Below are 12,266 nucleotides of genomic sequence, written 5' to 3'. Positions count from 1 at the left end.
CAAGAGGGTAGTTATTCCAATAAGTTACAGGGCCGATATACGGCCCCGTGTTATTACAATTTATTACCAAAAGCGCTGGTATTTTCCATTTCTTCCTGTTCCATTTCTTTCTGTAACTTCTTTCGATTCAAGTTCCAGTGTGAATCTTCTGGCATTTGGACCCGAATATCTAAACGGCAAGAATCGGGAATATCACAGGATTCCCCATCTTGATAGAAAATCTTGTTGCCATTGTCATCTATAGATTTGAGTCGCCAATTTTGGAATCTCTCAGGTAAATGCACATGTTGGCGATGGAAAGTCTTAATGACAATAGAGCCGTCAGGTTGAACCTGATCATCAACAAAAATCAGTTCGAGATTATTGTTGTCGCAGGGAACAGAAATTCCCCCATGCACACCCCAAGCACCATCAGCGTTATAACCCAAGATATTTAATATACGATATATACCGGTCCCTTCTTTTGTCACTTCAGCACCCTCTGATTCTTTATTAGTCGAGAATGTGCCATCAGGGGAGATTTCTATTACCGGAGAGGCTTTCTTGAGGTATCCGTTGGTGTCTGGTTTAGCGTTCTTATCGTCCCAAAACTTACGGGTAATTTTATAACCTACGTTTATATGATCTGTACGGTATGTATCGCCTTGATGTAAAAAAACGAGTCGGTGACTCCATACACCATCCACTCCTTCACTTGATAGGCCATTTACATTGCTAAATCTTAACTGAACTCCAAAATAATTAGGTGGCAATCCATATTTAGTAAGGAACGGCGCTTTCGGTACAAATCCAGCACAACCATTGTATAGATTTTCCGATCCAGACAAACGAGCAAAACCCATTGAATGCATTGCATCATTAGTTGATACTGCGCCCACATCCGCCGCAGTCAAATTGATATCCCCAGTCAACGCCTTACCGTTTATTTTCCGGCTATTGAGTACTCTGGCATTAATATTTTCATGCAACGAATTGACTATTTCCTGAGCCAGCTTCTGCGTTACGGCTAGTGTGTCATTATTACCCATCTTATTGGTCAATTGAATAATGCCCTTTTGCGTTAATGAGGCATTGGGAATTCCTGTTATGATTTTCTTTTCTAATGCCTTATTTAATTTCGCAGTAAGTTTAGCTATATCACCATCATCCAAAACATCATTACCAGATTGTGTCGCAATAAAATTAGCCACGACAGAGGCTATGGTTGACGATTGGCGTAATACTTTGTTTAACACATGAGTGGGAACATCATTTGGTGGAAACCCACTCAGCAAATCCCTACTCTCTTCATATCTTTCTTGACTTACTACATTAGCATTACTATTAATAGAAAAAGCTTTAAAATCATTTTTACTCATATACCTTCCCCAAATTGAATAACGTTCATTTACAGTCAATAAGTCGAATTATTAGAAATAATTCCCCATAATTTACATCAGTTATATACCCTTCATCTTTCAAGCTGCTGCTTTGTTGGCTGCTTTCACTCACCCCAGTCACATAGTTATCTATGCTCCTGGGGATTCGTTCACTTGCCGCCTCGCTGCAACTCGAAATCTATTAGGTATAGTCTAATTCTGAAAAACAATAAAAATATCCTTACTGACCGCCCTCCACTTTTAGCAAAAATAAATTTAAAGTCGATAACCAAATCAACTTTACGAATCAGAGTTTATTTTTATATGAACTTTTATACGAATTTTTTCCAATCAAAGCACTGATTAAAAACCAGCGCTTCGTTAATATTTAAGAATTATAAAACTTTAATGGTATTATTCTTGCGGCTTTTCAGGCCAATTAATGTCTGGTGCCGATGAAATATCAACCCGACGCAGTAATACCAAATATTTTTTCCAATCTAGCAATAAAGTTTTTTCAGCTTCCGATGCCATTTCAGTTTCAACCGCATATTGCAATACAGTGATGGCTTCATCGGCTTGTCGACGAAAAATAGCACGTTGTTGTTCTGCCTGTTCAATTTGACCGGCTTTTTGAGCTTCAAAGTCCGTTACCCATTTTTCACCATCCCATTGATCAAAATCGGTGGACGGTTGCTCGAATGTTAATGTTTCTGGTAATTCACCCAGTGCAGCCACTTCTTCCTGTGCACCCGCTTGCTTGTTGTAAGCTATTTTTCCACGGTGGTCAGGAACCATTTCCCAATAACTTCCGTCCTCACTGCGACGCACCGCCATATCATCAGAATCGGGCAAGTCTGGCGCGTCTAAATAAGAGTGCGCTGACAAACCTACGCCTTCCGCCACATATTCGAAATCAGAACCAGAGAATTCTCTCGAATAGGCATTAGCATGATAAACCTTTATCCAGCCGGCTTGAATTGCTAATCCGTCTTCACCTAATATAGCGGTTTCAGTATCTAAGATATTTTCTTGTGTCATTATTATTCTGCCTTTACGATGTAGTTAAATGCGATATTGCGGGGACGATTTTCATTCGCAGTAGGTACAGTGCGAGAAACATCAATTCCTAGTAGACTAAATCGATCCTGAGCCACAGAATTATAAAAAGGCTTTGAAATCATTTCGTTGACTCATATATCCCTCTTAAATTCAATAATATCGCTCAGTAATCAATATATTAAGTTTTCGTACAGATAGCCTCTCTCAATCGGAGAAGATTATAGTCTAGTTTAATAATAGAATAATGGGATTTATTTTATAACTTATGAGGTTAATTATTTTTGTATAATTAGCAGTAATAAAAAATCAAATTCATCGCAATAAAACACATCCAAATTATTTGCATTTACCATCCGTTACCTTATCTTTACTATTTATAGCTGAAAATTTTCATGATAATGTTTCCCATCTTTATTAAAACAAATGAAAAAATAACAGCGACAAAAAAGACCACACTATAGCGTGGCCTTAAGCAAGGTAACTCACCAGTAAAAATCATTGTTTTTCAGCGAACAATAACCTGTAAATTCCCCCGCCAACAATCCCACCAATAATTGGCATCACCCAGAAAAACCATAATTGCTCTAAAGCCCAGGTATTCTGGAATATCGCAACAGCCGTACTTCGTGCCGGATTGACTGACGTGTTGGTAATAGGAATGCTAATCAAATTAATTAAAACCAGCGCCAAACCGATTGCTAATGGTGCAAAACCCGCAGGTGCTCGTCTATCTGTCACACCAATAATGACAATTAAGAAAATAGCCGTTAAAACAATTTCAGCCACAATAGCTGATTGAAGTGAAAATCCACCCGGTGAATGCTCACCAAAACCATTTGATGCAAAGCCACTCGTGGTCGCATCAAAACCCGCCTGCCCACTGGCAATAACATACAGTACCGCCGCAGCAAGAATACCACCTATAACTTGAGAAATAATATAAGGAATAACTTCTACTGCCCTGAAACGACCACCAGCCCAAAGACCAATTGTTACAGCAGGATTAAAATGCCCGCCAGAAATATGCCCAACAGCATATATCATCGTCAATACTGTTAAACCAAATGCCAAAGATACACCAACAAAACCAATCCCTAATTCAGGAAATGCCGCAGAGAATACAACACTACCACATCCCCCAAAAACCAGAACAAAAGTTCCAAGTAATTCAGCTGCTAATTTTCTTAACATGTTTTGTCCTCATCCAGTTATTCAAAACGAGTTACCTTGCTGAAATTAACTATAGCCAATAAATTAAAATCATGCTTATTTTTACTATAACCGCATAACCAACTGATTTTTGTAGCATCTTTGCCTGATACTCACTTTAAACCGGGATTTAATGCATCATCTATCCCGTGCAGATCAACTTTTCAGTGAAAAATGGATAACTTAAAATCAATTATCACCAAAATAAGTTCAATATTCTGTTTAAAAATAGGAAAATCCGATGCAAAATACCTGCACCGGATTATCACATCAGTATTGAATAGCACAACACCTATTAAGCGATAAGTACTATACGAAAGCTGGCTATTTCATTACTAAATAAATCATTCATCTGACTACTAAAACTGAAATATTCGCATATCCGACAATTCCTGAAGCGTTTGAACCTAATAAATGGGTGGAAATATTAGGCCGCCGGGAACCAATAACAATTAAATCTGCTTTAATCTCATCTGCTGTCGATAATACTTTATCCCTCGGTGATCCAAAGGCTACGGAGAAAGAGATTCGCTCTTTTGGCAAATCTATTTTTTCAGCCACTTTTGCCAATTCTTCTTCTGATCTTGCAATAGATTTCTTGGCAAAAGAATTGATCAGCTCATATTGGTAACTATAACTAATTGAAAATCTTGATATATCAGGAACGGCATGGAAAAGATGTATATTAGCATCAGATAATTTCGCCAAATACTCTGCATGTGCAATCGCTTTATCGGTCAACTCATCTTCTGAAATATCCACTGGTACTAAAATTGTTTTGTACATACGCACTCCTATTATTTATATACCCTTCATCTTTCAAGCTGCTGCTTTGTTGGCTGCTTTTATTCACCCCAGTCACAGAGTTATCTATGCTCCTGGGGATTCACTCCCTTGCCGTCGCGATGCATCTTGAAATCCATAGGGTATAGAATATTCCATTATTTGTTGTGAGTTATTTAACTAAATCAAATAAATTACGGTATAGCTCTATTTTCAATCACTCAGAGTCAAGATGCCACTTATGTAATATTCGATGAATGAAAGGTGTTACAACAAGCCCCAAAGTAATAAAGAACACACTTTCCAAAAATACCCCATATATCGCAATAAAATATTTACCGGATAAACTAACAGGAGCAGGATCTAACCCCTGAGATCCCAGCATGGACAAAGCGTTAAGCAAAGATTCAGGAAATGTATGCCCTTCTATCAGGTAAAACCCAAGGACACCCGGAATTATTCCAATAAAGAAAAACGTTGCAGCAATGAGGTAAAAACGTACCACTCGCCATAAAAAATGGTCCCAACGAATCAGTTTATCAGTAAATTTTTCCATAATTATTGCATCCTCAACAACTCTATGAAACCTTATGCAATCTTAATGAAAATGAAACCAGAGCAAATTTAATAAAAATATAGCAACACAGCGTTAGCTAAATAATATATCAAGCAAGCCATCCGAAGATGGCTAGCCAATCTTTCTCATCATGTTTCACCTTATCGAATAACCAAAACAGATGTTGTCGAATATTTGACAACACCTGATGCATTAGATCCTAGTAAGTGTGTTGTAATATTGGGCCTTCTGGAGCCAATAACAATAAGATCAGCATTAATTTCTGTTGCTGCTGCTGTTATTTCATCTCTTGGCGACCCAAATGCAATGGAATAGGATAACCTGTCATCAGGAAAATCGATGGTATCAAGCAGCATTTTCAAATCATCTTCGGCTTTAATTGTTGCTTTATCCTTAATTTCCTCATATCCCAACGAATATACGTTAACAATCGCGGATGAAATTGGCAGTACATGGAGAATATGGAGCTTCGCACCTGTTTCTTTTGCTAAAGACAATGCATGCTTAACTGCTTTACTCGTTAGTTCATCTTCTGAAATATCTACCGGTACTAAAATAGTTTTGTACATACGCACGCTCCTATATTTACATACCAAACCAGACTACTACATTTAGTATACTCTATATCCTGTTAATTACTATGAGTTATTCAACCATATAAATGCAATGATAAAAATCAAATAAATCATTTATATTTCATATCGATATAAAGATATTACCGATACCATTCACATAGAATTAACATTTATATACCTAATAGATTTCGAGTTGCAGCGCAGCGGCAAGTGAACGAATCCCCAGGAGCATACATCTTTAATTTCATATAGTTATGATCATTTAATACATATAATAATATATTTTTACAAATAAAAATATTATGAAAATAGATGCTGTTCATTTCACTACGTAGTAAAAGTGGGATATGTACAGGGGCAATAACATTAACCCCTGAGACCTACCTCACTGCCGATATAACGCTTTTATTTGCTGAACGGTATTTTCAAATATCCTGGCTTGTTTTTCATCGCCCATTTCTGCAATAACACGTTCCAGATTCAGTACAACTCTCCCTGCATTAGCTTGTCCCATAGTTTTAAGCATAGAAGCCAACAGAACTTTCAAACATGTCACCTCCGTAGCCAAGGTTTCAGTATCGGATGAAGGAATTAAATCGATTTTGTTCATAGTCGTTACCTGTTTACGTATTAATTACGTCATGAAAATAATAATTATACCACATAATTCATCCCCTATTTTTATACATTTTCCAAATAGATCCACGCTAAAAAACGTTAAATTATTGTTAAAACCATTTATTTTATAAATATTTATTTAGTTATTAATTTCATCATAATCAGAATATATAGAATGTTATTATTGTAAATAAATAATACTTGCTATCGTATAAAATAATTCTCTTTTGTCTTTGGAAGAGATAAGTATAATATTCATATTCCTGATGAACTTTTAGGATAATTTATCTATTCTATTGTTTTATATAATCTTTACTAAAAGTCAAAAAATAGACAATTGAAGTTAATTCTTCTGAAACACATTCAATACACAAGCAATATCAATGAAGCTCATGTATGAGCATAGAGCCAGTTGGAGACACTTTTTTGATAAATGTTTTGTTAGTCGATGATCATGAGCTGATCAGAGTTGGTGTAAAACGTATTCTTGATGACATAAAAGGGATAACAGTAGTAGGAGAAGCTAATTGTGGTGAAGATGCGATAAAATGGTGCCGAGCTAATAAAGTAGATATCGTGTTAATGGATATGAACATGCCAGGCATAGGTGGCCTGGAGGCAACAAAAAGAATCCTACGTTATTGTCCCGATGTCCGTGTCATCATGTTGACTATCTATACTGAAAATCCTTTACCAATGAAGGTGATGCAGGCTGGCGCCAGAGGATATCTCAGTAAAGCCTCTACCTCTCAGGACATGGTTAATGCAATTCGTGCAGTTAATGCCGGCCAACGCTATATCGCTCCCGATATTGCTCAACAGATGGCCCTTAGCCAAATTAGCCCACAGCAAGACAATCCATTAAGTTGTCTGTCTGATCGTGAATTACAGATTATGCTAATGATCACGAAAGGACAAAAGGTGAGCGATATCTCTGAGCAACTTAATCTTAGCCCAAAAACCGTCAATAGCTATCGCTACCGAATGTTTAGTAAACTAAATATCAGCGGTGATGTAGAATTAACACATATGGCAATACGTTATGGGCTATTCGACACAGAGAGTCTATTAAATAGTGACGGAACAATTTGATTCAAAAACATTTTTAAAAACAGTAACCAGTCAGCCTGGTGTTTATCGTATGTATGACACCTCAGGCACGGTTATTTATGTCGGTAAAGCCAAGGATTTAAAAAAACGGCTTTCCAGCTACTTTCGTGCACAGGTTGCCAGTCGTAAAACCGAATCTCTGGTTAAAAATATTGTTCAAATAGATGTTACTGTCACGCATACCGAAACCGAAGCACTGTTACTGGAGCATAATTACATTAAGCTCTATCAGCCCCGATATAACGTTTTACTGCGAGATGATAAATCTTACCCTTATATTTTTCTCAGCGCAGATAAACACCCGCGGCTGGCAATGCATCGGGGAGCCAAACATGCCAAAGGTGAATATTTTGGCCCATTTCCAAACACTCATGCGGTACGAGAATCATTAACCTTACTACAAAAACTTTTTCCTATCCGACAATGTGAGGATAGCGTCTACCGCAATCGCTCCCGGCCATGCCTGCAATATCAAATTGGTCGCTGCCTTGGGCCTTGCGTTAAAGGGCTGGTAAGTGAAGAAGAATATCAGCAACAAGTTGATTATATTCGCCTGTTCCTTTCAGGCAAAGATCAGCAAGTTTTAACCAGATTAATTGACCGAATGGAACAAGCCAGCCAGCAACTGAAATTTGAAGATGCAGCAAGATACCGTGATCAAATCCAGGCCGTTCGTCAGGTCACTGAAAGACAATTTGTTTCAGGAACAGACGATGACCTAGATGTTATCAGTGTTGCCTTTGAAGCGGGCATGGCTTGCCTGCATGTACTGTTTATACGTCAGGGCAAAGTCCTGGGTAGCCGAAGTTACTACCCTAAAGTCCCGACTGGGACAAAGCTTGATGAAATTGTACAAACATTCCTTGGCCAATTTTATTTACAGGGCAGCCAAAATCGGACTTTGCCCTCAGCAATTTTGCTGGATTTTACTCTGCCAGAGAAAGACATTTTGTCTGATTCTTTATCTGAAATATCCGGGCGAAAAATTCATATTCAAACCCGTCCCCGCGGAGATAAAGCTCGTTATCTAAAACTTGCCCGCACAAATGCCACAATCGCCCTAGAGACCCGCTTATCACAACAATCAACTATTCACCAAAGATTAGACTCTCTCGCCAAATTAGTTAAGTTAGCAAAAATTCAGAGAATAGAATGTTTTGACATTAGTCACACTATGGGGGAACAAACTGTTGCATCCTGTGTCGTCTTTGATAGCAATGGTCCACTACGTTCTGAATATCGGCGCTATAATATCAGTGGTATTACTCCCGGTGATGATTACGCTGCCATGAATCAAGTACTACGCCGTCGATACGGGAAAGCATTAGATGAGTCAAAAATTCCCGACATTATTTTCATTGATGGCGGTAAAGGGCAATTAGCTCAGGCAATAGATGTCTTTCAGTCTCTTGATGTTGAATGGGATAAAACGCGCCCTCAATTAATAGGTGTTGCCAAAGGCAGTGATCGCAAAGCCGGGCTTGAAACACTATTTTTCGCAACGGAGGATAAAGGTATCGCATTACCGCCGGACTCTCCTGCTCTGCATGTGATTCAGCATATTCGTGACGAATCACATAATCATGCAATAACCGGGCACCGCCAACGTAGATCTAAAGTTAGAAACACCAGTACACTGGAATCTATTGAAGGCGTTGGACCAAAACGCCGACAAATGTTACTGAAATACATGGGAGGTTTGCAGCCTTTACGTAACGCAAGTGTCGAAGAGATCGCAAAAGTACCGACTATTTCCTATGCATTAGCAGAAAAAATTTATAATGCATTGAAACACTAGGTACATTGATGCACCATACTTATAAATTCCACTATAGCCAGATAGTTAAGAAGCACTATGCAATTAAATATACCAACATGGCTCACTCTATTTCGTATCGTCCTGATCCCATTTTTTGTCCTGGCATTCTATTTGCCATTCACATGGGCGCCGATGGTTTGTGCCATAATTTTTATTGTCGCTGCGGCGACAGACTGGTTTGACGGTTTTCTCGCCCGCCTTTGGAAACAGACAACTCGCTTTGGCGCATTTCTTGATCCTGTCGCAGACAAAATCATGGTTGCTGCCGCATTAGTCTTAGTTTCCGAACACTATCATACATGGTGGATAACCCTCCCTGCTGCAACTATGATAGCGCGTGAAATTATCATCTCTTCTCTCAGAGAATGGATGGCTGAATTAGGCAAACGCAGCAGTGTTGCCGTTTCCTGGATGGGTAAGGTAAAAACGACAGCGCAGATGGCGGCATTAGTTGCTTTATTATGGCGCCCTAATTTTGAATTCGAATTGGGCGGATTCATATTACTTTATGTTGCTACGGTGATGACATTTTGGTCAATGTTTCAATATGTAAACGCGGCCTGGTCTGATTTGCGTGAAGCTTGATCGAAATGACGTAAAAACCATCGAACAATCACAGCGTAACAATAATTGTGTTGACTCAATACGTGAAGTAAGTAGAATGCAACGCATCGAACGGCACATGAGATTTACGAAAACAAATAAGTAAATCAGCCAGTTCAGAGTGGTGCGGGAATAGCTCAGTTGGTAGAGCACAACCTTGCCAAGGTTGGGGTCGCGAGTTCGAGTCTCGTTTCCCGCTCCAAATTACTAGTCAGGATAAATGATTGGTAACTTAGTAGCTGATAATTAAGGCGCGTTGGCAGAGTGGCCATGCAGCGGATTGCAAATCCGTTAACCTCGGTTCGACTCCGGGACGCGCCTCCAAATTCAGCCCAGGTGGTGAAATCGGTAGACACAAGGGATTTAAAATCCCTCGGCTGTAAGGCTGTGCGGGTTCAAGTCCCGCCCTGGGCACCATATAAAATTCACTGATAAAACAGTGGGTTAGGGAAAAGAAAAGGCCACCGCAAGGTGGCTTTTTTGCTTTCTGCGATTGCACGAAAATTAAGAAGTGGCGGCAGAATGGCGGCACTTTGGCACCACTGTATAAATCCACACTATCTATTTCAGGCAATCTCTCCCCCTCTCGAAGCATCATCAGAAAAATATTTTTCACATAAAAAAGCACATCTGAACGAATCATGATGTACTTTTTATGATTATTTATTCAACGGATCTAATTAAAAAGACATAAGGCTCACTGATCATTAGTAGATTAATAGGATGAGGCGGAACCATCCCAATCAATGTTGGTGTAGTCACGAACCGGACAAAGGTTTCATAGCTAACGAACATCGTACTACAATTGATATTCTGGCACTGGTTGTAACACTCTTTGGTTTGGGTTGTATGTCCAAAACTGCTGCGGATGTGAGCGGCATGACCACATAGAGAGGAATCTCATCATCGGCAAACACTTCAACAAATGGGTTGCCATAGCTGGAACTGACACTAAACATGACTACATCATATCTAAATCAGAAATCTTTACTTCCACTTCCAATTGCAGAGAAGACATTAACCCACTGTCACTTAGGGATGGGTTGATGGTCGGTGTCCAGTCTCTGACGGGTCAATTTGAAACTTGAAGCCACACACATTGATTTTTATTTTGGGAAACAGCTCTACCAGTTGGATTGAAAATGACACAACCCCAGATGGAATTTTCCCATTCGACTTTGGCGGCATGCTCAGAATTGGCATTATTTACACAGGTATGTTTCAGCACCAATACACTCCCTTCACTACCGATTAGTGATTCTTGTTAAGTAAATTTTGACAAAAAAAGTATTAAGAAATGTTAAATATATTATCAACTACATTTTTAATAACTGACGGTTAAATTTATGATTAACAAACGTTTAAAAGCCGCTCGTTTGCATGCAAAACTCACGCAAGAAAAACTCGGAATTGCGGCTGGCATAGATAAAAAGTCAGCACGAGCGAGAGTATCACAGTATGAAAATGGAACCCATCAGCCAACCTTCGAAATAATGTGTGCATTTTCCAAAGTATTAAACGTTCCTGAGTGCTATTTTTATATTGTAGATGATGATTTTTCTGATGTTGTTTTAGCTATTCATCAAATTCTAGCAAATTACAAACACACTTCTAAAAATTGAATACTGTTTGAGATAACTCTGACACCTAATAATGGCGCTAACCGTATTCAGCGCCATTGGCATAAATTCACCCTTTTCTACCTTTCACGTGATGGCCAAATATCGGATGGATATAAACCTAGCTCGGTGGCAATCAGAGCTTCTCCTTTTGGCCACGGACGATACAACGCGTTACTTAATGTGGATGATGCTAATCCCGCTTTACGTGAAACAGCTGAAAGATTTGTTCCTTGTTTTTTTAGAGCTGCAATAATGTCTGCCGGATGCCAGTCATCAGAGATTTTTTTATGCATGAAAGCCGCTCGTTTACGTGCAAATATCACGCAAGAAAAACTCGGAATTGCGGCTGGCATAGATGAAAAGTCAGCACGAGCGAGAGTGTCTCAGTATGAAAATGGAACTCATCAGCCAACCTTTGAAATAATGTGCGCATTTTCCAAGGTGTTAAACGTTCCTGAATGTTATTTTTATATTGTAGATGATGATTTTTCTGATGCTGTTTTAGCTATTCATCAGATTTTAGTGAATTACAGACACGCGTCTGAAAATTGAATATAGTTTAAGGCGACTATGGGATAAATCCTTTCCCCACCACACCGAAGATCCTCAGAAAAAATATTTTTCACATAAAAAAAGCGCACCACGATAAATAATGGAACGCTTTTTTAATTAGTTACTCATCGGCAACTCTTCGATCAGAATACCAGCACCGTCTGTTGTCCGTTATCAGGATGCGGCTGTACCGCTTCAATCAATGTCGGCTTGGTGACGAACCGCACAAAGGTTTCATGACTAACAAACGTTGAGCCACAATTAATATTCTGGCACTGGTTGTAACGTTCCTTAGTTTGAGTCGTATGTTCAAAACTGCTACGGGTGTGGGCGGCATGACCGCATAAGGGGCATCTCATCATAACGCGAGTACCTCAA

Annotated in this window: 15 protein-coding genes, 3 tRNA genes and 1 pseudogene; 8 read left to right on the top strand and 11 right to left on the bottom strand. The window is 39.0% G+C overall.

Annotated elements, in window-relative coordinates; translation table 11 throughout:
• Positions 1-53: 53 nt before the first annotated feature.
• The 8 genes and pseudogenes from KZ793_RS05960 to KZ793_RS05930 form a co-directional block, all read right to left on the bottom strand.
• Positions 54-1,358, bottom strand: a complete 1,305-nt coding sequence (locus KZ793_RS05960) for a phage tail fiber protein (protein ID WP_225814297.1) — start codon at positions 1,356-1,358, stop codon at positions 54-56.
• A gap of 414 nt (positions 1,359-1,772) precedes the next feature.
• Positions 1,773-2,399, bottom strand: a complete 627-nt coding sequence (locus KZ793_RS05955; protein ID WP_225814295.1) for a tail fiber assembly protein — start codon at positions 2,397-2,399, stop codon at positions 1,773-1,775.
• 2 nt (positions 2,400-2,401) lie between these two features.
• A pseudogene (locus tag KZ793_RS22830) lies at positions 2,402-2,485 on the bottom strand (phage tail protein); the annotation flags it as partial.
• Between the two features lie 430 nt (positions 2,486-2,915).
• Positions 2,916-3,611, bottom strand: coding sequence for an aquaporin Z (aqpZ, locus tag KZ793_RS05950; RefSeq protein WP_225814293.1), 696 nt, complete (start codon positions 3,609-3,611; stop codon positions 2,916-2,918).
• 366 nt (positions 3,612-3,977) lie between these two features.
• Positions 3,978-4,415: a universal stress protein gene (locus tag KZ793_RS05945; protein ID WP_225814291.1), complete on the bottom strand. Its 438-nt coding sequence runs from the start codon at positions 4,413-4,415 to the stop codon at positions 3,978-3,980.
• Between the two features lie 214 nt (positions 4,416-4,629).
• Positions 4,630-4,968, bottom strand: a complete 339-nt coding sequence (locus KZ793_RS05940) for a hypothetical protein (protein ID WP_225814289.1) — start codon at positions 4,966-4,968, stop codon at positions 4,630-4,632.
• A 161-nt stretch (positions 4,969-5,129) separates the two neighbouring features.
• The gene (locus KZ793_RS05935) at positions 5,130-5,558 is read right to left on the bottom strand and encodes a universal stress protein (RefSeq protein ID WP_225814288.1); all 429 of its coding nucleotides are present in this window, start codon (positions 5,556-5,558) and stop codon (positions 5,130-5,132) included.
• Positions 5,559-5,949: 391 nt separating this feature from the next.
• Positions 5,950-6,174 carry a DUF2594 family protein gene (locus tag KZ793_RS05930; protein ID WP_225814283.1) on the bottom strand — a complete coding sequence of 75 codons (225 nt, stop codon included), beginning with the start codon at positions 6,172-6,174 and terminating at the stop codon, positions 5,950-5,952.
• 434 nt (positions 6,175-6,608) lie between these two features.
• Between KZ793_RS05930 and uvrY the strand changes: the two genes are divergently transcribed.
• The 6 genes from uvrY (at position 6,609) to KZ793_RS05900 (ending at position 10,131) form a co-directional block, all read left to right on the top strand.
• Positions 6,609-7,274 (top strand): UvrY/SirA/GacA family response regulator transcription factor, encoded by a 666-nt coding sequence (gene uvrY / locus KZ793_RS05925; RefSeq protein WP_225814280.1) that lies wholly within the window; start codon positions 6,609-6,611, stop codon positions 7,272-7,274.
• Entirely contained in the window at positions 7,258-9,090 is a 1,833-nt protein-coding gene (gene uvrC / locus KZ793_RS05920) for an excinuclease ABC subunit UvrC (protein ID WP_225814278.1), read from the top strand. Before uvrY ends, uvrC begins: the two co-directional genes overlap by 17 nt.
• Before the next feature lie 57 nt (positions 9,091-9,147).
• Positions 9,148-9,696, top strand: a complete 549-nt coding sequence (gene pgsA / locus KZ793_RS05915) for a CDP-diacylglycerol--glycerol-3-phosphate 3-phosphatidyltransferase (protein WP_049581866.1) — start codon at positions 9,148-9,150, stop codon at positions 9,694-9,696.
• A gap of 144 nt (positions 9,697-9,840) precedes the next feature.
• A tRNA-Gly gene (locus KZ793_RS05910) sits at positions 9,841-9,916 on the top strand.
• Between the two features lie 48 nt (positions 9,917-9,964).
• Positions 9,965-10,038 (top strand) — tRNA-Cys (locus KZ793_RS05905).
• 6 nt (positions 10,039-10,044) lie between these two features.
• Positions 10,045-10,131, top strand: a tRNA-Leu gene (locus KZ793_RS05900).
• A 246-nt stretch (positions 10,132-10,377) separates the two neighbouring features.
• Here KZ793_RS05900 and KZ793_RS05895 read toward each other — a convergent pair.
• A complete protein-coding gene (locus tag KZ793_RS05895; protein ID WP_225814352.1) occupies positions 10,378-10,584 on the bottom strand; it encodes an ogr/Delta-like zinc finger family protein in 207 nt (68 codons plus the stop codon).
• A gap of 476 nt (positions 10,585-11,060) precedes the next feature.
• On the opposite strand from KZ793_RS05895, the gene KZ793_RS05890 reads away from it, so the two are divergent.
• Positions 11,061-11,336, top strand: coding sequence for a helix-turn-helix domain-containing protein (locus KZ793_RS05890; protein ID WP_225814276.1), 276 nt, complete (start codon positions 11,061-11,063; stop codon positions 11,334-11,336).
• 77 nt (positions 11,337-11,413) lie between these two features.
• On the opposite strand, the gene KZ793_RS05885 is transcribed toward KZ793_RS05890, so the two are convergent.
• Entirely contained in the window at positions 11,414-11,629 is a 216-nt protein-coding gene (locus KZ793_RS05885) for a helix-turn-helix domain-containing protein (protein WP_225814274.1), read from the bottom strand.
• Between KZ793_RS05885 and KZ793_RS05880 the strand changes: the two genes are divergently transcribed.
• Entirely contained in the window at positions 11,628-11,888 is a 261-nt protein-coding gene (locus KZ793_RS05880; RefSeq protein WP_225814272.1) for a helix-turn-helix domain-containing protein, read from the top strand. The genes KZ793_RS05885 and KZ793_RS05880 overlap by 2 nt on opposite strands.
• 143 nt (positions 11,889-12,031) lie before the next feature.
• On the opposite strand, the gene KZ793_RS05875 is transcribed toward KZ793_RS05880, so the two are convergent.
• Positions 12,032-12,250: an ogr/Delta-like zinc finger family protein gene (locus KZ793_RS05875; RefSeq protein ID WP_225814270.1), complete on the bottom strand. Its 219-nt coding sequence runs from the start codon at positions 12,248-12,250 to the stop codon at positions 12,032-12,034.
• Positions 12,251-12,266: the final 16 nt, after the last annotated feature.

Source organism: Photorhabdus antumapuensis (genome assembly GCF_020387775.1).
Classification (GTDB): domain Bacteria; phylum Pseudomonadota; class Gammaproteobacteria; order Enterobacterales; family Enterobacteriaceae; genus Photorhabdus; species Photorhabdus antumapuensis.
The sequence above is the reverse complement of the archived record's forward strand: the minus strand, read 5'-3'. Positions and strand labels throughout refer to the sequence as shown.

Excerpts from the sequence above, each read along its gene's own strand:
- KZ793_RS05935 (WP_225814288.1), bottom strand. The coding sequence starts at position 5,558 with ATGTACAAAACTATTTTAGTACCGGTAGATATTTCAGAAGATGAACTA.
- KZ793_RS05960 (WP_225814297.1), bottom strand. The coding sequence starts at position 1,358 with ATGAGTAAAAATGATTTTAAAGCTTTTTCTATTAATAGTAATGCTAAT.
- KZ793_RS05890 (WP_225814276.1), top strand. The coding sequence starts at position 11,061 with ATGATTAACAAACGTTTAAAAGCCGCTCGTTTGCATGCAAAACTCACG.
- KZ793_RS05880 (WP_225814272.1), top strand. The coding sequence starts at position 11,628 with ATGAAAGCCGCTCGTTTACGTGCAAATATCACGCAAGAAAAACTCGGA.
- KZ793_RS05945 (WP_225814291.1), bottom strand. The coding sequence starts at position 4,415 with ATGTACAAAACAATTTTAGTACCAGTGGATATTTCAGAAGATGAGTTG.
- pgsA (WP_049581866.1), top strand. The coding sequence starts at position 9,148 with ATGCAATTAAATATACCAACATGGCTCACTCTATTTCGTATCGTCCTG.
- KZ793_RS05885 (WP_225814274.1), bottom strand. The coding sequence starts at position 11,629 with ATGCATAAAAAAATCTCTGATGACTGGCATCCGGCAGACATTATTGCA.
- KZ793_RS05930 (WP_225814283.1), bottom strand. The coding sequence starts at position 6,174 with ATGAACAAAATCGATTTAATTCCTTCATCCGATACTGAAACCTTGGCT.
- KZ793_RS05940 (WP_225814289.1), bottom strand. The coding sequence starts at position 4,968 with ATGGAAAAATTTACTGATAAACTGATTCGTTGGGACCATTTTTTATGG.
- aqpZ (WP_225814293.1), bottom strand. The coding sequence starts at position 3,611 with ATGTTAAGAAAATTAGCAGCTGAATTACTTGGAACTTTTGTTCTGGTT.
- KZ793_RS05875 (WP_225814270.1), bottom strand. The coding sequence starts at position 12,250 with ATGATGAGATGCCCCTTATGCGGTCATGCCGCCCACACCCGTAGCAGT.
- KZ793_RS05955 (WP_225814295.1), bottom strand. The coding sequence starts at position 2,399 with ATGACACAAGAAAATATCTTAGATACTGAAACCGCTATATTAGGTGAA.